General features: G+C 60.6%; 19 protein-coding genes and 1 pseudogene. 14 read left to right on the forward strand and 6 right to left on the reverse strand.

Going from position 1 to position 24,295, the window contains the following annotated elements:
• The 7 genes and pseudogenes from M0954_RS25015 to M0954_RS25045 all read left to right on the forward strand — a co-directional run.
• Positions 1-255, forward strand: a pseudogene (locus M0954_RS25015) (UxaA family hydrolase); the annotation flags it as partial.
• A 99-nt stretch (positions 256-354) separates the two neighbouring features.
• Positions 355-1,641 carry an MFS transporter gene (locus tag M0954_RS25020; RefSeq protein WP_122159349.1) on the forward strand — a complete coding sequence of 429 codons (1,287 nt, stop codon included), beginning with the start codon at positions 355-357 and terminating at the stop codon, positions 1,639-1,641.
• Positions 1,613-2,395 (forward strand): 4-hydroxy-2-oxoheptanedioate aldolase, encoded by a 783-nt coding sequence (gene hpaI / locus M0954_RS25025; protein ID WP_122157304.1) that lies wholly within the window; start codon positions 1,613-1,615, stop codon positions 2,393-2,395. The genes M0954_RS25020 and hpaI overlap by 29 nt, the downstream gene beginning before the upstream one ends.
• A 112-nt stretch (positions 2,396-2,507) precedes the next feature.
• Positions 2,508-3,821: an MFS transporter gene (locus M0954_RS25030; protein ID WP_123386611.1), complete on the forward strand. Its 1,314-nt coding sequence runs from the start codon at positions 2,508-2,510 to the stop codon at positions 3,819-3,821.
• Positions 3,818-4,876 (forward strand): cyclase family protein, encoded by a 1,059-nt coding sequence (locus tag M0954_RS25035; RefSeq protein ID WP_297356099.1) that lies wholly within the window; start codon positions 3,818-3,820, stop codon positions 4,874-4,876. The genes M0954_RS25030 and M0954_RS25035 overlap by 4 nt, the downstream gene beginning before the upstream one ends.
• Before the next feature lie 128 nt (positions 4,877-5,004).
• Complete coding sequence (locus M0954_RS25040; protein ID WP_297356101.1) at positions 5,005-6,087, forward strand: tartrate dehydrogenase; 1,083 nt, start codon at positions 5,005-5,007, stop codon at positions 6,085-6,087.
• 14 nt (positions 6,088-6,101) lie between these two features.
• Positions 6,102-7,574: an NAD-dependent succinate-semialdehyde dehydrogenase gene (locus M0954_RS25045; protein WP_297356103.1), complete on the forward strand. Its 1,473-nt coding sequence runs from the start codon at positions 6,102-6,104 to the stop codon at positions 7,572-7,574.
• A gap of 79 nt (positions 7,575-7,653) precedes the next feature.
• Here M0954_RS25045 and M0954_RS25050 read toward each other — a convergent pair whose 3' ends face one another.
• The 3 genes from M0954_RS25050 to metE form a co-directional block, all read right to left on the reverse strand.
• On the reverse strand, positions 7,654-8,937 hold the full coding sequence (locus M0954_RS25050) for a cystathionine gamma-synthase family protein (protein WP_297356105.1): 1,284 nt from the start codon (positions 8,935-8,937) through the stop codon (positions 7,654-7,656).
• Between the two features lie 227 nt (positions 8,938-9,164).
• On the reverse strand, positions 9,165-10,412 hold the full coding sequence (glyA, locus tag M0954_RS25055) for a serine hydroxymethyltransferase (RefSeq protein WP_133893892.1): 1,248 nt from the start codon (positions 10,410-10,412) through the stop codon (positions 9,165-9,167).
• A gap of 138 nt (positions 10,413-10,550) precedes the next feature.
• A complete protein-coding gene (gene metE / locus M0954_RS25060) occupies positions 10,551-12,842 on the reverse strand; it encodes a 5-methyltetrahydropteroyltriglutamate--homocysteine S-methyltransferase (protein WP_133893893.1) in 2,292 nt (763 codons plus the stop codon).
• 110 nt (positions 12,843-12,952) lie between these two features.
• Here metE and M0954_RS25065 point away from each other — a divergent pair, with 110 nt between their 5' ends.
• The 7 genes from M0954_RS25065 (at position 12,953) to M0954_RS25095 (ending at position 21,530) form a co-directional block, all read left to right on the forward strand.
• Positions 12,953-13,867, forward strand: a complete 915-nt coding sequence (locus M0954_RS25065) for a LysR family transcriptional regulator (RefSeq protein ID WP_122157297.1) — start codon at positions 12,953-12,955, stop codon at positions 13,865-13,867.
• Positions 13,864-14,574 carry an epoxyqueuosine reductase QueH gene (locus M0954_RS25070; RefSeq protein ID WP_133893894.1) on the forward strand — a complete coding sequence of 237 codons (711 nt, stop codon included), beginning with the start codon at positions 13,864-13,866 and terminating at the stop codon, positions 14,572-14,574. Before M0954_RS25065 ends, M0954_RS25070 begins: the two co-directional genes overlap by 4 nt.
• A gap of 11 nt (positions 14,575-14,585) precedes the next feature.
• On the forward strand, positions 14,586-15,857 hold the full coding sequence (locus M0954_RS25075) for an HD domain-containing protein (RefSeq protein ID WP_297356107.1): 1,272 nt from the start codon (positions 14,586-14,588) through the stop codon (positions 15,855-15,857).
• 155 nt (positions 15,858-16,012) lie between these two features.
• Complete coding sequence (locus M0954_RS25080) at positions 16,013-17,410, forward strand: glutamine synthetase family protein (RefSeq protein ID WP_122157294.1); 1,398 nt, start codon at positions 16,013-16,015, stop codon at positions 17,408-17,410.
• Positions 17,411-17,434: 24 nt separating this feature from the next.
• Positions 17,435-18,826, forward strand: coding sequence for an aldehyde dehydrogenase family protein (locus M0954_RS25085; RefSeq protein WP_297356117.1), 1,392 nt, complete (start codon positions 17,435-17,437; stop codon positions 18,824-18,826).
• 24 nt (positions 18,827-18,850) lie between these two features.
• Positions 18,851-20,014, forward strand: coding sequence for an iron-containing alcohol dehydrogenase (locus M0954_RS25090; protein WP_297356109.1), 1,164 nt, complete (start codon positions 18,851-18,853; stop codon positions 20,012-20,014).
• 37 nt (positions 20,015-20,051) lie between these two features.
• A complete protein-coding gene (locus M0954_RS25095) occupies positions 20,052-21,530 on the forward strand; it encodes a M81 family metallopeptidase (protein ID WP_297356111.1) in 1,479 nt (492 codons plus the stop codon).
• 2 nt (positions 21,531-21,532) lie between these two features.
• Here M0954_RS25095 and M0954_RS25100 read toward each other — a convergent pair whose 3' ends face one another.
• The 3 genes from M0954_RS25100 to M0954_RS25110 all read right to left on the reverse strand — a co-directional run.
• Entirely contained in the window at positions 21,533-22,669 is a 1,137-nt protein-coding gene (locus M0954_RS25100) for a LysR family transcriptional regulator (RefSeq protein WP_297356113.1), read from the reverse strand.
• A gap of 37 nt (positions 22,670-22,706) precedes the next feature.
• Positions 22,707-23,681, reverse strand: a complete 975-nt coding sequence (locus M0954_RS25105; RefSeq protein ID WP_122157290.1) for a substrate-binding domain-containing protein — start codon at positions 23,679-23,681, stop codon at positions 22,707-22,709.
• A gap of 74 nt (positions 23,682-23,755) precedes the next feature.
• On the reverse strand, positions 23,756-24,295 hold a 540-nt coding region (locus M0954_RS25110), incomplete at its 5' end, for an ABC transporter permease (RefSeq protein WP_297356115.1).

Genomic DNA, 24,295 nt, shown 5'->3' on the forward strand with positions numbered 1-24,295 from the left:
CGCGGTTCCATGTTCGGCTCGAAGCCCGCACCCACGATCAAGCTCGCGAGCAACACGGCGATGTTCGAGCGGCTGCGCGACGACATGGATATCAACTGCGGGTTGATCCTCGATGGCGAACGCTCAGTCGAGGAGATGGGCGAGGACATCTTCCAGCACATCCTGCGGGCCGCATCGGGCGAACGCACCCGCAGCGAACTGCTCGGCCTGGGCGATCACGAGTTTGTGCCCTGGCACATGGGCATCGTGAGCTGAAACGCCACCTCGCGCCTACAAAAAAATCGGAGACAGAGATTGAGCCAAGCGTTGCAACAGGAGCCCCGCAGCAAAGTGCGCTGGGTGGTGGCTGGCCTGATGTGGTCAGCCATTGCGATCAACTATATCGATCGGACCGTGCTATCCGCCGCGGCACCCCATCTTCAGTCCGAGTTCCATCTCGGTGCGATGGAAATGGGCATCGTGATGTCGGCGTTCTTCTGGTCCTACGCGCTGCTGCAACTGCCCGCAGGCATGCTTGCGGACCGCTTTGGACAGAAGATCGTGCTGGGCATGGCTGTGTTCTGGTGGTCGCTCGCGACGGCCGTGACAGGACTCGCCAGCGGCTTCAAATCGCTTGTGGCGTTGAGGGTGATGCTGGGTGTCGGCGAAGCGGGCTCGTATCCGAGTAACGCGGGCATCGCAACCCGATGGTTTCCGCGCCAGGAGCGCGCCACCGTGGCGGGCATCTTCGATAGCGGATCGAAGCTTGGAGGCGCCGTGGCGCTTCCGTTGATTGCCTGGCTGCTGGCGGTCTTCGACTGGAAGGTCACGTTTGCGATTACCGGCGCGCTGGGGCTGATCTGGTGCGTCGTCTGGGTGTTGGTGTTCAAGAACTCGCCGGCCGATCATCGGCGGGTCAGCGCTTCCGAACTTGCCTACATTCGCGCCGATGAAGAAGCGCCGCGCGAAGGCGGCGCAGCGCTCGCCGATGTGCCATGGTACCAACTGTTCGCACACCGGAACACCTGGGCCATGTGCATCGGCTTCTTCATGATCAACTACAACTCGTACTTCTTCATCACGTGGTTGCCGACGTATCTCGTCAAGGAACGCGGCATGAGCATGATGGAGATGGGCTTCATGGCTTCGCTGCCGCTCATCCTTTCGATGGTCGTCGAGATCTTCGCAGGCTGGGCTTCGGATCGCGTGTATGCCTCGGGACGCCTCTCGCTTACCGCTACCCGCAAGCTGTTTCTCATCGTCGGCCTGTTGATGGCGTCGAGCATCGGCTTCGCGGCATTCGCCGCGTCGCCTTTGGTGGCCGTCGCATTGCTCTGCGTCGCGAAATCAGGCACGACCGTCGCCGCATCCCAGGTCTGGGCGCTGCCCGGAGATGTCGCACCACGCAACATGGTGTCGCGGGTTGCGGGCATCCAGAACACGGTCTCGAACATGGGCGGTGTAGTCGGCCCGGTTGTTACGGGTGCAATCGTGGCTTCAACCGGTTCCTTCGTTGCGGCGTTGCTGTTCTCGTCGGCGCTGATCGTGATTGCAATGCTCAACTATCTGTTCCTGCTCGGCAAAGTGGAACCCATCCAGTTCAATCAAGTCCCCATGGAGGCTACAAACCGTGATGAACGCAACGCCGACGTCCGTGCTTAATCCGTTCAAGACGGCGCTCGCAAATGGCCAGAAGCAGATCGGCTTCTGGCTTTCGATGGCCGATTCCTATCTGGCTGAAGTTAGCGCGACCGCTGGCTTTGAATGGCTGTTGATCGACGCGGAGCACGCCCCGAACGACGTGCGCAGCATTCTTGGGCAATTGCAGGCGGTTGCGCCTTATCGTGCCGAACCTGTCGTGCGGCCCGTGAACGCTGATCCGGCATTGCTCAAGCGCCTGCTCGATATCGGCGCGCGCAACCTGCTGATTCCGATGATCGATACTGCCGATCAGGCTCGCGCGAGCGTGGCCGCCGTGCGCTATCCGCCGCACGGGATTCGTGGCGTGGGCAGCGCGGTGGGCCGTGCGTCGCGCTGGAGCTCGCGTGCCGACTATCTGGACATTGCGGACAGCGAAATTTGCCTGCTGGTGCAAGCGGAGACCGTTACGGCGCTTGAGAATCTACAGGCGATTTGCGAGGTCGACGGTGTCGACGGCGTATTCATCGGCCCCGCGGATCTGGCGGCGTCGATGGGATATCGCGGCAAGCCCACTCATCCGGAGGTGCGGAAAGCGATCGAGGGGGCGATTCGCACCATCGTCGCTTCCGGTAAGGCGGCCGGTACGTTGACATCGGATCAGACACTCGCGCGCCGCTATCTCGAGCTTGGCTGCACATTCGTCGCGACCGGAGTGGACATTCTCATGTTCGCGAACGCGGCCCGCAAGCTTGCCCGGGAATTCATCGAACAATGAACCATGGGGCACGGACCCGGCAAGCATAAGTATGGGCCGTGTGAACCAGATCGATTGAAGCAGGGTGTAAGCCCCTTATCACGTCGGACTTTGACACGTCAGGAGACAATCCATGCCCCACAAAGCAATGGAACCCGCTACCTTCGCGGAAGGGGCGGCACATTCGAACGCGGCCTTGCTCAGGAAGCACTGGCACATTATTTTTGCCGCGACAGCGGGCTGGGCGCTCGACGCGTTTGACTTCACCATCCTCCTGTTTCTGATTCCGCATCTGCGCACAGTGTTCGATGTGGGTCTGCCTGCGATGGCGTTCATCGTCACCGCCACGGGTTTTGCCAAGATCGCGGGCACGATAGGCTGGGGACTCGCTGCCGATCGCTTTGGCCGCAAGTTTGCGTTTATGGCAGCCGTACTGTGGTTTTCGTGCGCCGCCGGCTTGAGTGGGCTCGCGTGGAGCTATGCATCGTTCATGGCATTGCGCATCCTGTTTGGCCTCGGGTTCGGTGGTGAATGGACCGCATCCGTATCGTTGTTGATGGAAACCGTACCCGAGAAAATCCGCCCGCTTGCCTCCGGCATCATGGTCGCGGGCTACGAGTTCGGCTACATGCTGGCGGCACTCTCATTCCATTTCGTGTTTCCAGTGCTCGGCTGGCGCTGGATGTTTTTTATCGGCGTCGTGCCTGCGCTGCTTACCCTATTCCTGCGTCGTAACGTCAAGGAGTCGGATGACTGGGTGCGTCAGCAGCAACACAAAAAGGAAGGCCGCAAGTTCAAGCCGTTCGTATTCAATCCCGCCGTTGCACAGGCCTGGGCGTTTTCGGCTGGCATCAACTTCATGCTTTGGGCCGTACAGGTCCTCTATCCGACGTTCCTGCTCACGACCCAGCATCTGGATTCGGGTTCGATATTTCCTTTTGTCGTGGCCTATTCAGTCGGCTCGGTGATTGGCAAGCCGCTTTCAGGCTACGCGGCGAGCCGTTTCGGCGAGCGCTTGACCATCATTGTTTTCATGTTGATCGTGATTCCGTCGACGGTCCTCTACACGCTTGTTTCTAACCACTTTCAACTGGGTGCGGGTGCATTTCTGATGGGCATGTTTGCCAATGGACTATTCGGAATCTTGCCGCTCTACCAGGCACGGCGTTTCCCGGTTGCAGCGCGGGCAACCGGCATTGGAATCAGCTATGCGATGACCTCGGTAAGCGTGGCTGCGCCCTACGTGATCGCGCTTGTGACGCCGTCGCTCGGACTCAGATTTTCGATGGCGTCGTTTATCGCCGCAGGGGCGTTGCTGATCATCGCTGTCAGCGTCTTCAATACGTCGCGCTGGATGCCCGACGAGGAAGTTGAGCCAGGGACCCGGTCGGATCGGGATGGTGCCAACGAAGACGTGAGTTTTGCCATAGGAGATGTAGTGAGATGATGCGGTCAAGCAGTGCCCGGCGGTGGAATCAACGGCCGGAGGATTCAAACTGGGGCGACTTCGGCCCCGACGATCAACTTGGACGGCTCAATCTGCTGACGCCAGAGAAGGTCCTCCAGGGCATACGAGAAGTCAGTGAAGGTCGCGTTTTCTGTCTGAGCCTGCCGCTCGACTGTCCGGGTGGAACGGCGCTCAATCCGCGCCGCCCGCCGCCCCGCATCGAGCCGACGCGGCGTGGTTGCCGCCCGAATATGACTTACCCGCTTTCACGCGATAACCCGCAATTGCTGGACGTCATCTGTGACGACACGGCCCATCTTGCGCTCCAGTACTCGACACAGTGGGACAGTCTCGCGCATATGGGGCAGTGGTTCGATCTAGTGGGCGATGGCGTGCCGGAAATGGCCTTCTACAACGGCTTTCGGGCGGGAGAGGATATCGTCGGACCGATCGATTACCGGGGCGGCAACGAGCGTGTCGTAGAGCATCCTGTGGGTGCGAAGCGCCTCGGGATCGAAAACATGGCGGCGACGGGCGTGCAAGGACGCGGCGTCATGATCGACCTCAAGCGCCATTTCGGCACGAAGAAGGTTGCTGTTGGCTATGCCGAGTTAAGCGAGGTGATGGACGCCCAGGGCGTAGACGTCGAGCCGGGCGACATGGTCTGTCTGCGTACCGGCACTGACGAGGCGTTAATTGAAATGGCCGGCAATCCGGACATGAGCCGCCTGAACCAAAGTTTCGCCGCGCTCGATGGCCGCGACGAGAAATTACGCGACTGGATTCTCGAATCCGAGGTGGTAGCGTTGATCTCGGACAACGCCGCCGTGGAGATGCTGCCAGCCAGAGCCGCTGAAAGCGATCGGTACGCCTCGCATCCGCTGCATGATCTGTGTCTGTTCCGGCTGGGCGTGTATCTCGGCGAACTCTGGCATCTGAGCGAACTGGCCGAATGGTTGCACGCAAACGGACGCAGCCGGTTTCTGCTCACCGCGCCGCCGCTGCGCTTGCCGGGCGCGGTGGGCTCGCCAGTGACGCCTGTGGCGACCGTGTAGGGCAGTTGGCAGCGTGATTCTCGCGTTAGAGCGAAAATGAATCCCGAGGCCCCATCTTTTGAAAGAGAAACCTGCGCAATTCGCCGGGTCGCTCAATGGACTATTCGTTATCTGCAGAGGAGAGTCACATGAACAAGCCGTACCGCATCGCCGTCATCCCCGGAGATGGCATTGGCAAGGAAGTGATGCCGGAGGGGTTGCGCGCGCTGGAGGCCGCCAGCAAGAAATTCGGCATCGCGCTGGAATTCAAGCACATCGAATGGGCAAGCTGCGACTACTACGCCAAGCACGGTCAGATGATGCCGGACGACTGGAAAGCGCAACTGCAGCCCATGGATGCGATTCTGTTCGGTGCGGTCGGTTGGCCGGAGACGGTGCCCGACCACGTCTCGCTGTGGGGTTCGCTGCTGAAGTTCCGGCGTGAATTCGACCAGTACATCAACTTGCGTCCCGCGCGTCTCTTTGCCGGCGTACCTTCGCCGCTGGCTGGGCGCAAGGCAGGCGACATCGATTTCTGGATCGTGCGTGAGAACACCGAGGGCGAGTATTCGTCGGTGGGTGGCGTGATGTTCGAAGGCACGGAGCGTGAGTTCGTGCTGCAGGAGTCCGTGTTCACGCGCCACGGCAGCGAACGCGTCCTGAAGTTCGCCTTCGACCTCGCGCAGCGGCGCGAACGCAAGAAGATCACTGTCGCGACGAAGAGCAACGGCATCGCCATCAGCATGCCGTGGTGGGACAAATGCGCAGCTGGCATCGCGGCGCAGTACCCGGATGTGACGTGGGACAAGCAGCATATCGACATTCTCTGCGCGCGCTTTGTGCTGAATCCGGACCGCTTCGACGTGGTCGTGGCGACCAATCTGTTCGGCGACATCCTGTCCGATCTCGGTCCCGCCTGTACCGGGACGATTGGCCTCGCGCCCTCGGCCAACATGAATCCCGAGCGCAAGTTTCCTTCGTTGTTCGAACCGGTTCACGGGTCCGCGCCCGATATCTTCGGCAAGAACATCGCTAATCCGATCGCCATGGTCTGGTCGGCGGCGATGATGCTCGACTTCCTCGGCAACCACCAGGGCGTCGAACGCGAGGCTCACGATGCAATGCTCGCCGCGATCGAAGCGGTGCTCAAGGAAGGTCCGCTTACCGGCGATCTCGGTGGCCGGGCCAACACCACGGAAGTGGGCAAGGCGATCGCCGAACGGCTCGCCTGAACAAGGAGATTTCGATGGCAACGAAATTTGAACTGAGCGAGCTGATCCGCACCGAGCACTTTATCGACGGCAAGTGGGTTGCTTCTATTGGCGGCAAGCGCTTCGATGTGACGAACCCGGCGACGGGCGAGGTGATCGCGACTATCGCTGACGGTGGTGAGGCCGACGCCCGCGCCGCAACCGATGCCGCCGCGCGCGCCTTTCCCGCGTGGCGTGACGCGCTGCCGAAGGATCGGGCGGCTGTGTTGCATCGCTGGCACGCGTTGATGCTTGAGAACGCCGACGCGCTTGGTCGCCTGATCTCGCTCGAACAGGGCAAACCATTCGCAGAAGGGCGTGGTGAAGTGCTGTATGGCGCATCGTATGTCGCGTGGTTCGCGGATGAAGCGATGCGCATCTACGGCGACCTGATTCCGCAGCAGCAGCGCGGCAAACGGATGAGCGCAGTGAAGGAGCCGGTTGGCGTTGTCGCGGCTATTACGCCGTGGAATTTCCCACTCGCGATGATCGCGCGCAAGATTGCGCCGGCGCTTGCTGCGGGATGTACGGTTGTTGGCAAGCCCGCTGAGGACACGCCGCTCACCGCGCTTGCGCTCGTGATGCTGGCGCACGAAGCGGGCGTGCCGCCGGGCGTGCTTAATCTGATCGCTTCATCGCGCGAGAGTGCGGTGCCTGCTGTGGCGGATTGGCTGCACGATGGCCGTGTGCGCAAGATTACCTTCACGGGTTCGACGCCAGTTGGCAAGTATCTGGCGCGCGAATCGGCCAAGACGCTTAAGAAGCTCTCGCTCGAGCTGGGTGGCAATGCACCGTTCATCGTATTCGACGATGCGGATCTCGATGCTGCGGTCGATGGTCTGCTTGTGTCGAAGTTTCGCAATGGTGGGCAGACTTGCGTATGCCCGAATCGGGTGTACGTGCAGTCGTCGGTGTACGAGAAGTTCGGCGATATACTGGCCAAACGCGTCGCCGCGCTGAAGGTCGCACCGGCCACCGATTCCGCCGCGCAGATCGGCCCGATGATCAACGCACGCGCCGTCGACAAGATCGCACGCCACGTCGACGATGCCGTTTCGAAAGGTGCACGCGCCCTCACCGGCGGTAAGCGCCTCACGGCATTGGGTCCGAACTACTACGCGCCCACTGTCCTCGCCGATGCCACCAGCGAGATGCAGCTAAGCTGCGAGGAAACCTTTGGCCCCGTCGTGCCGCTGTTCCGCTTCGAGGATGAAGCGGAAGCGATCCACGCGGCCAACGACACGCCATTTGGGCTCGCATCGTACTTTTACAGCCAGGATGTGCGCCGCATTGATCGCATCTCACGGCAACTGGAGGCGGGGATCGTCGGCATCAATGAGGGTGCAATTTCGAGCGAGACCGCGCCGTTTGGTGGCGTGAAAGAATCGGGCTATGGTCGCGAAGGATCGAAGTACGGTCTCGACGACTATCTTTCGATCAAGTATCTCTGCCAGGGTGGACTTGATTAAGCAATGGCATTTTTCGGTTCTGGCCCGTAGGTGCCAGAACCGAATCCCCATCACGCTCCGCAGCCGTGCGCTGCGCCCCTCAGCAGTGTTCCAGCGCGTAAGACAGATCGGCGATCAGATCGTCCGGATGCTCCAACCCAACTGACACGCGAATCAGTCCCTCCGACACGCCAGCCTTGGAGCGTGCCTCTGCTGGCACGCCCGAATGTGTCGTGGAAGCGGGATGACAAATCAGCGACTCCGTGCCACCCAGGCTCACCGCTGACTTGAACAAACTCAAACCATTGATGAGTTTAAACGCCTGCTCGCGACCGCCGTTGAGCACGAAGGCAAATGTCGACCCAGGTCCGCTGCACTGACGCTTATAGACCGCCTGGTACGTCGGATCCTCAATCAGTTCGGGATGCAGAACTTTAACCGGATGATACGGATTACCCGCGAGCCATCGCGCGACGGCGCTGCCGCTGCGAGCAGCCTGCTCCATCCGCAGCACGAGGGTCTCCATGGAACGTGTGATCATCCACGACGAATGTGGATCGAGTTGCGAACCCAGCGCGCTGCGGATTGAACGCACTTTTGTGATCAGACTACGGCTACCGGTGACACCGCCCGCAACCAGATCGCTGTGACCGCCGATGTACTTCGTCAGGGAATACACGTTGAGGTCGATACCTTGCTTCACCGGCTTCTGATACAACGGGCCCAGCAGCGTGTTGTCGCAAACCGAAAGCGGACGATAGCCGTGGCGCGTTTCGAACGCATCAATCTCGCGACGCAGCCCTTCCAGGTCGAACAACGCGTTGGTCGGGTTGGCCGGCGTCTCGATGTAGCACATCCGCACGTTGCCCTTTTTCGCGGCCGCTTCGAGCGCATCGCGAATCGCCTCGACCGAAAGTCCATCCTCGATCACTTGCGAAGTAATGCCCCATTCAGGCAGAAACTTTGAAATCAGCGTTTCAGTGCCGCCGTAAAGCGGCACGGACTGAACCACACAATCGCCGGGCCGCAGAAATGCCAGCAAGATTGCTGCAATCGCAGACATGCCGCTCGACGTCACGACAGCGGATTCCGAGCCGTCGAGCAACGCCAGACGATCTTCGACAATCTCGAGATTCGGGTGATTGAAGCGGCTATAGACGAGGCCCGCGCTTTCGCCTTCGGGCGAAGGCTTGCGGCCTGAGACCATATCGAAGAAGTCGGCGCCGTCCTCGGCAGTGCGGAACGCAAACGTCGACGTCAGGAACACAGGCGGCTTCACCGATCCTTCCGAGAGGAACGGATCGTAGCCATACGACATCATCTGGGTTTCGGGGTGCAGATCGCGATCGGCAATCTTGCGCTTGTGATAGTTGCCATAGGCCATGCTTTGCTCCATGTGATGTCGTAGGGAAGGTAGAACGGTAGTTGCTGTCCCAGCGCGCATTTCGCCGAAAGAGGATCGCTCTTTTTGGCTTGCGCGTGATCATGCTACTCCATGGCGGCGATTTGTAGCGAGGAGCGCGTCGGTAAACGACAACCGGCCACCCGAAGGTGGCCGGTTTCGGTTTCCTCGCCAGCGGCTGCTTCGTGGTCTCGGTACGCTAGGTACTTTTAACCGTAGACCGGGAAGCGCCGCGTCAGCGCACCGACCTGCTCGCGCACGGCGGCGATATTGGCTGCGTCATGCGGATTATCCAGAACATCGGCAACCAGCTTGCCCACGAGGCGGGCTTCTTCTTCGCCAAAGCCGCGGGTGGTCATGGCGGGCGACCCAAGGCGGATGCCTGACGTAACGAACGGCTTTTCCGGATCGTTCGGGATAGCGTTCTTGTTGACGGTGATATGCGCCTCGCCCAGCACGCGCTCCGCTTCTTTGCCGGTGATGTTCTTGGCGCGCAGGTCGACCAGCATCACGTGGCTTTCGGTGCGGCCCGAGACGATCCGCAGACCGCGCGCGACCAGCGTCTCCGCCAGCACGCGGGCGTTCTTGACCACCTGTTGCTGATAGGTCTTGAACTCGGGCGTCGCGGCTTCCTTGAACGCCACGGCTTTGCCGGCGATCACGTGCATCAGCGGGCCGCCCTGAATGCCGGGGAAAATCGCCGAGTTGATGGCCTTCTCGTGTTCCGCCTTCATCAGGATCACGCCGCCGCGTGGACCGCGCAGACTCTTGTGGGTTGTCGTGGTGACGAAGTCGGCGTGCGGCACCGGGTTCGGATATTCGCCTGCTGCGATCAGGCCAGCGTAGTGGGCCATGTCGACCATAAACAGCGCGCCGATGGACTTCGCGACCTTGCTGATGCGTTCGAAATCGATTCGCAAAGCAAAGGCCGAAGCGCCGGCGATGATCAGCTTCGGCTTCTTCTCTTCGGCTTCCTTCTGCAGTGCGTCGTAATCGATGTCTTCGTTAGCGTCGAGGCCGTAGCTCACCACGTTGAACCACTTGCCGCTCATGTTCAGCGCCATGCCATGCGTGAGGTGGCCGCCTTCGGCGAGGCTCATCCCCATGATGGTGTCGCCCGGCTTCAGCACGGCGAAGAACACCCCCTGATTGGCCTGCGATCCGGAGTTCGGTTGCACGTTGGCGGCTTCGGCTCCGAACAGTTGCTTTACGCGGTCGATGGCGAGCTGCTCAACCACATCGACGAACTCACAGCCACCGTAGTAACGCTTGCCGGGATAACCCTCGGCGTACTTGTTGGTCAGTTGCGAGCCTTGCGCCTCCATCACGGCAGGCGAGGTGTAGTTTTCCGAGGCGATCAGCTCGATGTGATCCTGCTGGCGCTTGTCTTCTTTCTGGATGGCGGCGAACAGCTCGGGATCGATCTGATCGAGCGTGAAACGGCTACGTTCAAACATGGCGGGGACTCAAAGAAATAAATCCCGGGCGCGACCCGGGATGGATTGAATTTCGGCGTACCGTGCGGGTCCGGTTCGGGACCCGCGTGGCAGGCAAACACGCCGCGCGAGACGGCGCGTCTGCAATGGCGGGAGTGCTTAGACGGAAGCGCGCAGCTTCTTGGCCGCTGCCACCATGTTGGTCAGCGCCGGGATCACCTCTTCCCACTGGCGCGTCTTCAGACCGCAATCCGGATTCACCCACAGGCGTTGCGCCGGAATGCGTTCCGCTGCCTTCTTCATCAGTTGAACGATGTGTTCTTCGGTCGGGATGTTCGGCGAGTGAATGTCGTACACGCCCGGGCCGATTTCGTTCGGGTAGTTGAAGTTGTCGAACGCGTCCAGCAACTCCATATCCGAGCGCGAGGTCTCGATCGTGATCACGTCGGCGTCCATATCGGCGATCGACGAGATGATGTCGTTGAACTCCGAATAGCACATATGGGTGTGGATCTGCGTTTCGTCATCCACGCCATTGGCGGTGATGCGGAACGACGTCACTGCCCAGTCGAGGTATTCACCCCACTGCGACTTGCGCAGCGGCAGACCTTCGCGCAGGGCTGCTTCGTCGATCTGGATCACGCGCACGCCGGCCTTTTCGAGGTCCAGCACTTCTTCGCGGATCGCCAGAGCCAACTGGTAGCACGACACCGAACGCGGCTGGTCGTCACGCACGAACGACCAGTTCAGGATCGTGACCGGGCCGGTCAGCATGCCCTTCATCGGCTTGCTGGTGAGCGACTGGGCGTACTTGATCCACTCGACCGTCATCGCCTTCGGACGGCTGATGTCGCCGAACAGGATAGGCGGCTTCACGCAACGCGAGCCATACGACTGCACCCAGCCGAGCTGACTGAACGCGTAGCCGTCGAGTTGTTCACCGAAGTATTCGACCATGTCGTTACGCTCGGCTTCGCCGTGCACCAGCACGTCCAGGCCCAAAGCTTCCTGCTCGCGGACGCTGCGTTCGATCTCGGCGCGCATTGCAACCTTGTAACCGGCTTCATCCAGCGCGCCGCTCTTGAACTGGCTGCGCGCATGGCGGATCGTGCCAGTCTGCGGGAACGAGCCGATCGTCGTGGTCGGGTAAGCCGGCAGATTCAGCAACGCGGCTTGCTTGTCAGCGCGCGCCGGATAGGCGTTCTTGCGCTGACCCAGAGCCGGATTGATCTTCGCGAGTGCGGCTTTGACAGCCGGGTTGTTCACACGCGGCGATGCACGGCGGGCGGCAATCGCGGCACCGTTAGCGGCCAGTTCTGCCTTCACAGCGTCGCGGCCATCGTTCAGCGCGGTAGCCAGCACCTTCAGTTCACCCAGCTTTTGCAGCGCGAAGGCGAGCCACGAGCGGACTTCCGCATCCAGCTTCTGTTCGCTTGCGAGGTCCACCGGCACGTGCAGCAGCGAGCACGACGGTGCGATCCAGAGGCGCTCGCCCAGTTGCTTCGCGACCGGCTCGAGCCAGTCCAGCACGCTGTTGAGGTCCGTCTTCCAGATGTTGCGGCCGTTGATCACGCCGAGCGACAGCACGCGGTCTTGCGGCAGTTGTGCGATCACAGCGTCGACCTCGGCGCGTGCATTGATCGCATCCAGATGCAGGCCTTGCACCGGCAGCTTGACCGCCAGCGACAGGTTGTCGAGCAACTGGCCGAAGTACGTCGCCAGCAATAGCTTCACCTTGCTGTTTGCGAGAGCCTGGTAGGCCGTGACATACGCTTGCTGCCATTCGGCAGACAGTTCGGTCACGAGAATCGGCTCGTCGATCTGCACCCATTCGACGCCTTGCGCTGCCAGCGTGGCGAGCAGTTCAGCGTAGACTGGCAGGAGACGCGGCAGCAGGGCCAGCTTGTCGGAATCGTCCTTGGCCTTGCCGATTGCCAGATAGGTGACGGGGCCGATGATCACCGGCTTGGCCTTGACGCCTTGTGCCTTGGCTTCGCCCAGTTGTTCGAGCAGACGCGACGCATCCAGCTTGAATTCGGTGCCGGCGCTGAACTCGGGGACGATGTAGTGATAGTTGGTGTCGAACCACTTGGTCATCTCACCGGCGGCAACACCACCGCAGCAGGCGGCGTGGTCCTCGGCACCCTTTGCCGAACGGCCGCGGGCGACGCGGAAGTAGTTGTCGAGGGTATCGCCGTGAAAGCCTTGCACTCGTTCCGGCAGGTTGCCGAGGGTGAAGCTCATGTCCAGCACCTGGTCGTAGAAGGCGAAATCGCCGACGGCCGCGAAGCCGAGGCCAGTCTGGTTTGTCCAGTGACGCTCGCGCAACTGCGCTCCCAGCGCCTTCAGTTCGCCGAGCGAGAACTCGCCTTTCCAGTAGGACTCGAGCGCGAATTTCAGTTCGCGCTTTGCGCCGATACGGGGAAAGCCTAGATTGTGTGTCGTTGCCATCGTGTCGCCTTGATTCGGTCAGGTTGCGGATTAGAGCATCCTAACGAAGGCGTCTTATGAAGTAAAATGGTGATAATTCAACTAACCATTACTTTCGCTCATGTGCAATCATGCTTGAGAGAATTCATCTGGCCATCGTCCAGGCCGTGGACAAGCACGGCTCGCTGACCGCCGCGGCGGAAATCCTCTGTGTGACGCAATCGGCACTCAGCCACTCCATGAAAAAGCTGGAGCAGCAACTGGGTACGGATATCTGGTTGCGCGAGGGGCGCAGCCTGCGCTTGACCCAAGGCGGTCAATACCTGCTTGCGGTTGCCAATCGATTGCTGCCGCAACTGGATCTCGCCGAGGAGCGCCTTAAACAGTATGCACAGGGCGAGCGGGGCGCGTTGCGCATCGGCATGGAGTGCCATCCTTGCTATCAGTGGCTGCTCAAGGTGGTTTCGCCCTATCTCGCGCGCTGGCCGGACGTGGATGTCGACGTCAAGCAGAAATTCCAGTTTGGCGGGATTGGCGCGCTGTTCGGCTATGAGATCGACCTGCTCGTGACACCAGATCCGCTCTACAAGCCGGGCTTGCGCTTCGAACCGGTGTTCGACTATGAGCAGGTCTTGGTGGTGAATCGCGAGCATCCGCTTGCCAACGTCGAGTATGTGAAGCCGGAGCAGTTGACGCGGGAGGTGCTGGTGACTTACCCGGTAGAGACCGACCGGCTCGACATCTATAATCAGTTTTTGATGCCGGCAGGTGTCACGCCCCGGCGCCACAAGGCGATCGAGACGACCGACATCATGCTGCAGATGGTGGAAAGCGGCAGGGGCGTCGCGGCGCTGCCGCGCTGGCTGGTGGAAGAATATGCCGGCAAGATGAATCTTGTGCCGGTGCGGCTTGGGCGAAAAGGCATCGCCAAGCAGATTTTCCTGGGCGCCCGCGAAGCCGACATTGAAATTGATTACCTCAAGGCCTTTATCGAGCTGGCGCGCATGCCGGCGGTGGCTTTGACTGAAACACAGGACACGCCATGACACAGTCTCCAGAACGCAAGTCGCTAGCGCTGCCCAACGGACATCGCAAGGTTTTACTGCATTCCTGCTGCGCGCCGTGTTCGGGCGAAGTGATGGAAGCCATGCAGGCGTCGGGGATCGACTTCACGATCTTCTTCTACAACCCGAACATCCATCCGCTCAAGGAATACGAACTGCGCAAGAACGAGAACATCCGTTTCGCGGAGCAGTTCGGCATTCCGTTCATCGACGCTGACTACGACCGCGACAACTGGTTCGAGCGGGCGCGTGGCATGGAAAACGAGCCGGAGCGCGGGGTTCGCTGCACCATGTGCTTCGATATGCGGTTCGAACGTACGGCGCTCTATGCGCATGAGCACGGCTTTCCGGTCATCACCAGTTCGCTGGGCATCTCGCGCTGGAAGAACATGCAGCAGATCAACGACTGCGGCGTGCGCGCGGCCGGGCATTACCCCGACCTGATCTATTGGGACTACAACTGGCGCAAGGGCGGCGGCTCCGCGCGCATGATCGAGATCAGCAAGCGCGAGAACTTCTATCAGCAGGAGTATTGCGGCTGCGTCTATTCACTGCGCGATACGAATCAGCACCGTGTGGCGATGGGGCGAGAGCGGATCAAACTGGGCGAGTTGTACTACGGCGTGGCGTCATCCGACGAGCAGGACGCGTCGACGTCGCCCGATGTCAATGCGGCTTCGTCGAGCTAGCCTCAGCATCCATGCTGCTACGCGACCCCATCCACGGTGATATCGAACTAGGCAGCCTCGAGACAGCGGTTCTCGATCTGCCGGTGATGCAACGGCTGCGTGGCATCAAGCAGCTTGGCACTGCGCATCTGGTTTATCCCGGGGCGCTGCATACGCGCTTCGATCACTCCGTCGGCGTCTGCGCGGTGGCGCATCGGATCGTGGCGAGCCTGCGTCGTTCAGGTTTGCAGGTCCCCGCCGAGCTGGAAGATGCGATCGGCGTCGCCGCATTGCTTCACGATGTCACGCATGTGCCTTTCGGCCACACGCTGGAAGACGAGCGCCGGCTCTTCGCGCGACACGACAAAGGCTCGCGCCTCGCGGATATGTTCGCGGGTGAGCTTGGACATGCACTGGACGGCTTGGGCATTCGCGATGCGGTGGGCAGTCTGCTTGGCCTGCCATCGCCTGAAAGCGTGCCTCATTGGGCGAAGGACATCGTGTCGGGCAGCATCGACGCCGACCTGCTCGACTACCTCCGCCGCGACAGCTTCTTTGCCGGTCTGTCCCACGATTACGACGACCGGATCTTCCGCTGCTTCGCCGAGCACGACAACCGCCTCGTGATCCGACTCGCCAAGCACGGGATGGACCGCTCCGATGCCCGTTCGGAAATCATCGGCGTGCTCCGGCTGCGCTACTTCCTGACCGAGCGTGTCTACTACCACCACACCAAGGTCGTGGCGGGCGCGATGATTTCGAAGTCGGTGGAGATCGCGCTCGATCACGGCGTACTCGTCGAAAGCGACCTGCTTGAACTCAACGACTGGACGCTGCTGGACCGCCTCGCGCGTTGCGGTATCGCGGATGCCGCCGCCCTCGCGCGCCGCACATTGAATCGCGATCTTCTCAAACGCGGCTACGTTGTCTCTGGCCGCAGCGTGCCGCCCGCAGTGCGAAAGGATTGGGTGGCGCGGTATCACTTGTCACACACACAGCGTGCGCAAGTCGAGAGGGAGCTGGCAGAGAAACTGGGCGTGCCCTTCGCGGACGTCGTGTTGTACTGCCCGGCATTGACCGCCATGAAGGAAGCCGCCGTGCCCGTCGAAACCAGCCGGGGCCTCGAGCTTCTGAACGACGCCGGTAGCGGGACCACCACGGAGATATGCGCGCTGCAGGACCGGTACGCCGATCTCTGGCGCTTCTACGTATTCGTTCCGGCAGAGGCAGTCGGGCGCGCCGCGCCGATTGCCTCTGAGATGTTCCAGACGCCGTGCGAACTCCACATTGCGGCCCGCGCCTGAGAAAAGCGCCGCTCGCATGAGACCTCATAGCGCCAAGCATTACCCGAACCGATCATCGCCATAAAGAATAACGATTGTTGTTGATCTGGAATTTTCTCGTTTCTAGGATGGGTCACCCGTAACAAGTACAAGCCGGCAACGCGGAGAGACGGAATATGGACGCGCAGGTGAAGCCAGAACGAGCAATCAGGACAGTAGAAGACGCGATTCACCTGGTGGAGGCGAGCCGGCTGACGCATATCAAGGTCGGTTTATCCGACGTCGACGGCATTCTGCGCGGCAAATATCTGCGTAAGGATAAATTCCTCGGGGCCCTGCGTTCAGGTTTCGCTTTCTGCAATGTCGTACTGGGCTGGGACGTGGACGACCAGATGTACGACAACACGAAATATACCGGCTGGCACACCGCCTATCCGGATGCTTTGGTGCGCATCGTACCGGAGAGCTGCCGGCGTTTGCCGCTTGAACAGGGTGACGGCGAAGACATGCTGTTTTTCCTGTGCGAATTCGTAGAGGAAGCCGAAGCAATCTGCCCTCGGGGCTTGCTGAAACGGGTATTGAAACGTGCAGCAGATATGGGCTTCGAAGTCTTTTCCGCACTCGAATACGAATTCTTTATGTTCGACGAGACACCGCATTCCGCGCGTGAAAAAAATTATCGTGGCCTGAAAAACTGGACGCCTGGCAACTTTGGCTATTCGGTTTTGCGCAGTACAGTTGAAGGCGATTTCTACCGCCAATTGCTCGATTTGTGCGAGCAGATGGATATGCCGATCGAGGGCCTGCATACCGAAACCGGTCCAGGCGTGCTGGAGGCCGCCCTCGCGGTGGACAACGCGTCCGATATGGCGGACAAGGCCATCCTGTTCAAGACCTTTACCAAGGCGCTGGCCCAGAAGAACAATCTGATGGCCACTTTCATGGCGAAATGGTCGCACGACCACCCGGGACAGAGTGGTCATATCCACGTGTCTTTGCGTGAGATAAGTACTGGCAAGTCGGTGTTCCACGACGCAAGCCGTCCTTACAACATGAGCGCGAAGCAGGCCAATTTCATGGCGGGCGTGCAGCGCTATCTGCCCGAATTCATGTCGATGTTTGCGCAGACCGTAAATAGCTATTCGCGTCTGGTGCCGGGCTATTGGGCCCCGCTCGATGCAACCTGGGGCGTGGAAAATCGAACCACGGCCCTTCGCCTGATCCCGGGCTCGGAGAAATCGCAGCGCGTTGAAGTCCGCATCGGTTCGGCCGACGCGAATCCCTATATCGCGCTGGCAGCTGCCTTGGGCGCTGGTTTGCGTGGTATCGAGCAAGGCCTGGAGCCAGAGCCGATCGTCCAGGGCAACGCTTATACGCAAGAGTTTCCAGCCCATCTGAGATTGCCCAACACCCTGTGGGAGTCCGCACAACGGCTGCGCAATTCCGAAGCCGCGAAGACCTTGTTTGGCGAAGCGTTCGTCGAGCACTTTGTCGCAACTCGCGAATGGGAAGAGCGGCAGTTCCGTCGGCATGTGACCGATTGGGAGTTGGCACGTTACTTCGAGATTATCTGAGTCCAGGAATCCAGGCCCACCATGATGAAAGATGAGTTGATTACCATTAGCCCGATTGACGGCAGCGAATTCGTGCGCCGCCCTTATGCGAGCGAGTCGCAGATCGGGGAAACGCTGCAGCGTGCGCAACTTGCCCAGAAGGCGTGGGCTGCAACGCCGCTCTCGGAACGGTTGGCGCTGGTTGGACGCGCCGTTGATCACTTTGTCGAGAACAAGGCAGCTATCGCTGAAGCGATTACCCGCCAGATGGGACGCCCGCTGCGCTACACCGCTGGTGAGGTAGACGGTTTCGCCGGGCGGGCGCGCCATATGATGGCGATTGCAGAAGATGCATTGAAGCCCGTTCAGGTAGAACCGCAAGCGGGCTTTACGCGGTTTATTTCGCGTGAACCGGTTGGCGTGGTGTTGACCATCGCGCCGTGGAATTACCCTTTGCTGACGGCGGTCAACAGTATTGTGCCGGCCTTGCTGGCAGGCAACACGGTGATCCTTAAGCACTCCGACCAGACGCCGTTGTGTGCCGAACTGATCCATCAGGCCTTTGTTCAGGCCGGGGCGCCCGAGGGCGTATTTCAGTATCTGCATGTCGACCATGAACGTGTGCGTCGCTTGATACGCTCGAACGAGATTGGCTTTGTCTGTTTCACCGGTTCAGTTAGCGGTGGTCGGATCGTCGAGGAAGCGGCAGCCGGGCGCTTTATCGGCGTTGGGTTGGAGTTGGGCGGTAACGATCCCGCCTATGTGCGAAGCGACGCCAAGCTCGATCACGCAGTGGAGACGCTCGTCGACGGGGCCTTCTTCAATTCCGGCCAGTCATGCTGCGGTATCCAGAGAATCTATGTGGCTCAGCCTCTGTATAAGGATTTTGTCGAGCGGGCGGTGGCGCTGACGAACCAATACATATTGGGTAATCCGCTCGATGCGCAAACCACCTTGGGTCCGGTGGTGCGGACGTCGGCAGCAGACGGTGTGCGGTCAGTGATCGCCGAGGCACTCGCCAAAGGTGCCAGGAATCTGATCGACGAAAGCCAGTTCGGCATGTCGCGCACTGGCACGCCATATGTGGGGCCGGGCGTGTTCGTGGATGTCGATCACGGCATGACGCTAATGAACGACGAATGTTTCGGCCCGGTGGTGGGCATCATGCCTGTATCGGGAGATGATCAGGCCATCGAACTGATGAACGACAGCCCCTACGGTTTGACCGCCGCTGTATTCACCACCGACGAAGAAGCCGCGCTATCGATCGGCCGGCGCGTCGAAACGGGTACGTTCTTTATGAACCGCTGCGACTATCTCGACCCAGCGCTCGCATGGACCGGCGTGAAGAATACGGGCCGCGGCGCGACCTTGTCGGCAGTCGGTTATGAGCACCTGACGCGACCCAAATCCTTTCATCTGAAAACCGGCCTCTGACCGAGACCTTCGAAGGAATTTCGTATGTCACTTCCCTCCGTCAACTGGAATTACCCGACTGCGGTCAAGGTCGGCGTGGGCCGCGTCCGCGAATTGCCGCAATGGTGTGAGAGCCTCGGCATGCGCCGGCCGCTGCTGATTACCGACCCGGGTCTGGCGGCATTGCCGCTCATCGGCAGCGTGCTCGATCATTGCCGGTCCGCCGGCCTCGAGTGCGGGCTGTTTCACGATATCAAGGGCAACCCGACCGGCAAGAATGTCGACGACGGCGTGGCCATCTTCAAGGCCGGTGGGCATGACGGTGTAATCGCCTTCGGCGGCGGTTCTGCCCTTGATGCGGCCAAGGCTGTGGCGCTGATGGTTGGGCAAGAGCGTCCGCTGTGGGATTTCGAGGATGTCGGCGATAACTATCTGCGCGTCAACGTGGCCGGTATGGCGCCCGTTGTGGCAGTGCCGACTACTGCCGGAACCGGTTCGGAAGTCGGGCGCGCTTCGGTGATCACCGACGACCACGCGCACGTGAAACGGATCATCTTTCACGCGAAGATGTTGCCTGCGGTCGTCATTCTCGACCCTGAGCTGACGGTGGGCCTGCCTGCAAAGCTGACGGCAGCGACCGGCATGGACGCTCTGTCGCATAACCTGGAAGCCTACTGCTCGCCGTTTTATCATCCGATGGCCACGGGCATCGCGCTTGAGGGTATTCGTTTGATCAAGCAGTTTCTGCCGCGTGCGGTCAAGGATGGCCACGATCTCGAAGCGCGCTTGCAGATGCTGGTGGCGTCGAGCATGGGCGCTACAGCGTTTCAGCGTGGTCTCGGCGCGATGCATGCGCTGGCCCATCCGCTGGGCGCGTTGTATGACGCTCACCACGGGATGCTGAACGCTATCCTAATGCCGTATGTGCTCAAGGCCAACGAAGCCGTCATCGCGGAGCGGATCGAATTGTTGGCGCGCTACCTTGAGCTGGCGCAGCCGTCGTTTGCATCGTTTCTCGACTGGGTGTTGGCGATGCGCGAATCGTTGGGCATTCCCCATACGCTGAGCGAGATCGGCATCGGCGCGCAAGACGCGGCGAAGGTCGGCGAGATGGCCGTGGTCGACGGATCTGCCGGGACTAACCCGATTCAGTTTAGCGCTGCAGACTACAGCCGCATTTTCGTAGCGGCAGTAGAGGGCATGTTGTAACGCCAGTCGCAACGAGTCGGTGTTATTGGGGGATGGCGTGGCAAGAATCGGGATCGGCGGCTTTCTACATGAGACGAATACCTTCGCCGCCAGCCGCGCGCGCTTCGCTACCTTTGTCGAAGCGGACGCGTGGCCTGGTTTGCTGGTTGGCGAGGAGATGTTCGGCGCAGTCTCGGGCGTGAATCTGGCAATCGACGGTGTTATCCGTGCCGCGCAGCCCTCGCATGAACTGGTGCCGCTATTGTGGGCTTCGGCGAATCCAAGCGGCCCGGTGACGGAAGACGCGTTCGAAGCGATTGCCTTCATGCTCGACCGGATGATCCGCGATGCGGGTCCGCTAGACGCGCTGTTCCTCGATCTGCACGGGGCGATGGTGAGTGAGCATCTGGAGGACGGCGAAGGTGAATTGCTCCGGCGCTTGAGGCAAAGAGTCGGCGCTGCATTGCCGATCGTCGTCGCACTCGATTTCCACGCCAACATCACGCCCGCCATGTTCGAGCATGCGAGCGGCCTGCTGGCATATCGGAGCTATCCGCATGTCGATATGGCGCAGACTGGGCAGCGTGCGCGGGTGTTGATGGACCGGTTGCTCGCCGGCAGCGCGCTGCACAAGGGCTATCGCCAGTTACCTTTTCTTATCCCCATGCCCTGGCAAAGTACCTTGGCCGAGCCGATGCGCAGTCTGGTTGCGCTCGGTGATTCGCTGGTATCGGAACAGGTTTTTTCCGCGGAGTTTGTGCCAGGCTTCCCGCTTGCCGACATTTATCACAGCGGAGCTAGCGTGATCGCGTACGGCCATGATCGCATGGCGGTCGAACACGCGGTCGAATCGCTGACGCAAGCTGCTCTCGCGAGGCAGGCCGATTTCGGCGGGCGTCTGTATGCGCCTACCGACGCGGTCGCGTATGCGGTCGAGCAGGGACTACGTAGGGAAGCCGGCACCATCATCCTGGCTGATACCCAGGACAATCCTGGCGGCGGGGGTAGTGGCGATACGACCGATATCCTTCACGAACTGTTGCGGCAAAACGCGCAACGGGTTTGCCTTGGCGTAGTGTGCGACGCGGGATTTGCCGAAGCGGCAACGTACGCTGGCGTGGGTGCCGTGATCGACGTTCCGCTCGGTGCAGCGAGTGGCATCGGAGCGCCGCCACTGCAAGTGCCGTTTGAGGTGCTAGCACTGGGAACCGGCCGTTTCACCGGCACGGGGCCGTTCTACCTTGGCTGTCATATGGATCTCGGGCCGATGGCCCGGGTGCGTTGCGGTGGCCCCTTGGGTGTCGAGGTCGTGGTATCAAGCCGCAAACAGCAAGCTGCCGATCGCGCCATGTTCCGCCATCTCGGCGCCGATCCGGCTGATTACCGCACTCTGGTTCTAAAGAGTTCGGTCCATTTCCGGGCCGACTTCGCCGCGCTCGCGGACGAAATTCTGGTGGTGGCCGCGCCCGGCGCCAATGCCGCGGACTTGCGCCAGTTACGCTACGAAAAATTGAGGCCCGGCGTCACGCTGCTTTGAAATCAGCCCAACACGATTGACGGCAGCAACCACGGCGCGTTCGCCTCGATGATCGGCAGGAAGCGATCCTTTAGCAATTGCACGCTGTCCTGAGCGAGTTGCTGCGGCAGCAAGCCCAGATCGTCTTGACGGGCAACCATGGTGAGTTCGCGAAAGAACTCCTCGCCGGGAATGGGCGCCAGGCGAAACGCCTGGGAGAACTGCCTATCGGCGGTCAGCCCCGACTGCAGCAGACACAGTGGCGTCGTGATGGTCCATCCGGCATTGGCCATCACGAGAGACATGATCGCAAACGTGTTGTCGAGTTGCAGGCGCACGGGCGGCTGAAATCCCCATTTTTCCAGCTGCGTTTCAATACTACGGCCTATTACGCTGGTATTGCTGTAACGAATGAAGTCGTCTCTGACCTGCAGGCTGCGCAAAGAAGGAACGGCCCCTTTGAAATTGCTGGGCAACACCAGAACGAAGGGCTCACGCAGGATGCGCTGGCGGTACAGCGAGGGGTTTTTTGACACCACGTCATCGGAGACGATGATGTCGACCTTTCGCGCGAGCAACGCTTCGGCATGCTGATGCGATAGACCGGTCACCATCGACCAGTTGGCGGTACGCTGCCGTATCGCAGCCAGCAGCTCGGCGCCAATGCTGGTGGCCATCGAATCGACCAACGCAATGCGAATGTGTTTGAGCGGTTCGCCGTGGGGCTTGTGGAATTCCTGGCTCAAATGCCTGGCGTCATCCAGCAGCGTAAGCGCGCGGTTGTAAAACTGACGGCCCACGGGTGTGAGCATCGGGGGACGCTGCGAGCGATCCAGCAATTGCAGATTGAGCGCCTGCTCCAGGTTCGATAGCGATTGAGAGACGGAGGACTGTGTGATGTTGAGCCGCTGACCGGCAGCCGTCATGCCGCCGGATTCGACGATAAGCACGAAGACCTCGAGCGCCTTCAGATCGAAATTGATTCCATTTTGCATAAGACCAGCTGAATCGCTGCGGGAAGTGGTCAGGAGCGGGTGAGTGGCGCGACACTTCCGGGTAGTGTACCTGCCGTTAGCGGTGATACAAAAATGTGGAACCTGAGGCCTAAAAAAAATGAATGCCCTTCGATCGCCTTGCCGTGCTGCAGCAAGACAAGGCAATCGATGTCAGAGTGCGTCATCCAGACTAATGTCGGAACTAGAACTGCTCCTTACCGAAGAGCGACTTCGCATTGTTCTGGTCGATACGCTGGGTCGGCACCGTCACATTGCGTGGCACCTCGGTCGCGCAGTCGATCAGGATCTTCTTGGCGAGTTCGAGGGCCTGTGCGGCTCCCGTGGGATAGGTGTAAGTCGCTGCCCATTGACCGTCCGCGACAGCACGGATGCCGCCTGACGGTCCCGGCAAACCGTCCGTGCCGATGATCTTCACCTGGTCGGTCTTGCCAGCCTGCTTGGCCGCGATATATGCACCCGCCGCCGCCAGATCGTTGCTGGTGTACACCAGCTTGATGTCCGGGTGCGATTGCAGCATCGCGGAGAAAACGGTCACAGCCTGGTCTTCCATCCAGTCCACGGGCTGCACCGCGACGAGCTTGATCTTGGGATTTGTGGCAATGCCAGCCTTGAATCCTTCGAGGCGCTCAATGGCAGGCGACGAACTCGGCAGACCTTCCAGGATGGCCGCCTCGCCGCCGTCGGGCAGTAGCGTCTTCGCCGCCCACTCACCCGCTTCCTTGGCGATTTCCCGGTTGTCCCCACCCACGAAAGCCGTGTAGTTGTCGCCAGTCGTCTTGCGGTCGAGTTCGATCACGGGCACACCGGACTTGTAGACGGCCGTCACGGCAGGCGTGAGCGGCGCTGCCTCGAACGGCGAGATCAGCAGCAGATCGACGTGCTGGGTCTGGAAGTTCTCCACCTGCGAGACCTGCGTGTTCACGCTGGCCTGTCCGTCCGCGATAACGAGCTTGAATTTCGGGTAGTTTTTCACGAGCCGTTCGAGCTCGTGATTGACGTGCTCGCGGTACGGCTCCTTGAAGTTGGCCTGGCTAAAGCCGATCACGTAATCGTTATTCGGCCCGCACTCTTTCGCGAGCGGCGTACCCGCAGCCCACGCGCCGGAGGCGACAGCCGCGCCGGCAACAAGCAAAGTCGTCTGCAGAAGTGTTTTCATGTGCCCGTCTCCAAATCGTTTTGAAAGATGCCGGACGCAACCCCGATCTTCGCCGCCGGGAGCCGCGCGAGAGACTACCGCTTCGAACCTCCGCGGCCGACGACGTAGGTTTGCAGTGCTGCGGCGATTACGATGATTGCGCCCGTCGCAAGAAGCTGCGTGGCGGCACTGACGTCATTGAGCTGCAGGATATTGGCGAGCGCCCCCAGCATGATGGCGCCTGCAATCGTGCCGATCATCGAGCCGGCACCGCCGAACAGGTCGGTGCCGCCGATCACGACCGCGGCGATCGCGTTGAGCTCGTAGCCCAGGCCATCATTTGGACTACCGAATGAAAACTGGCCAGCGTGAACGATGCCGGCAATCGCAGAGGCGAAACCGGTGAGTGCATAGACCGAGATCTTGATCGCACTGACCGGAATGCCGGACAGACGCGCCGCCTTCTCATTGCCGCCGACAGCGACAACGTAGCGCCCATAGCGTGTGTTGTTAAGCAGGAACGCCGCAATGACAGCGAGCACCACGAACACCAGCGTAGCAACGGGAAAGACCCCGCCGATTCTCTCGCCGAGCACCCCGAAGGCCGGTGGCGCGTTTCCAGGCCCTACGCCATA

The organism is Paraburkholderia sp., from assembly GCF_026225065.1.
GTDB lineage: Bacteria > Pseudomonadota > Gammaproteobacteria > Burkholderiales > Burkholderiaceae > Paraburkholderia.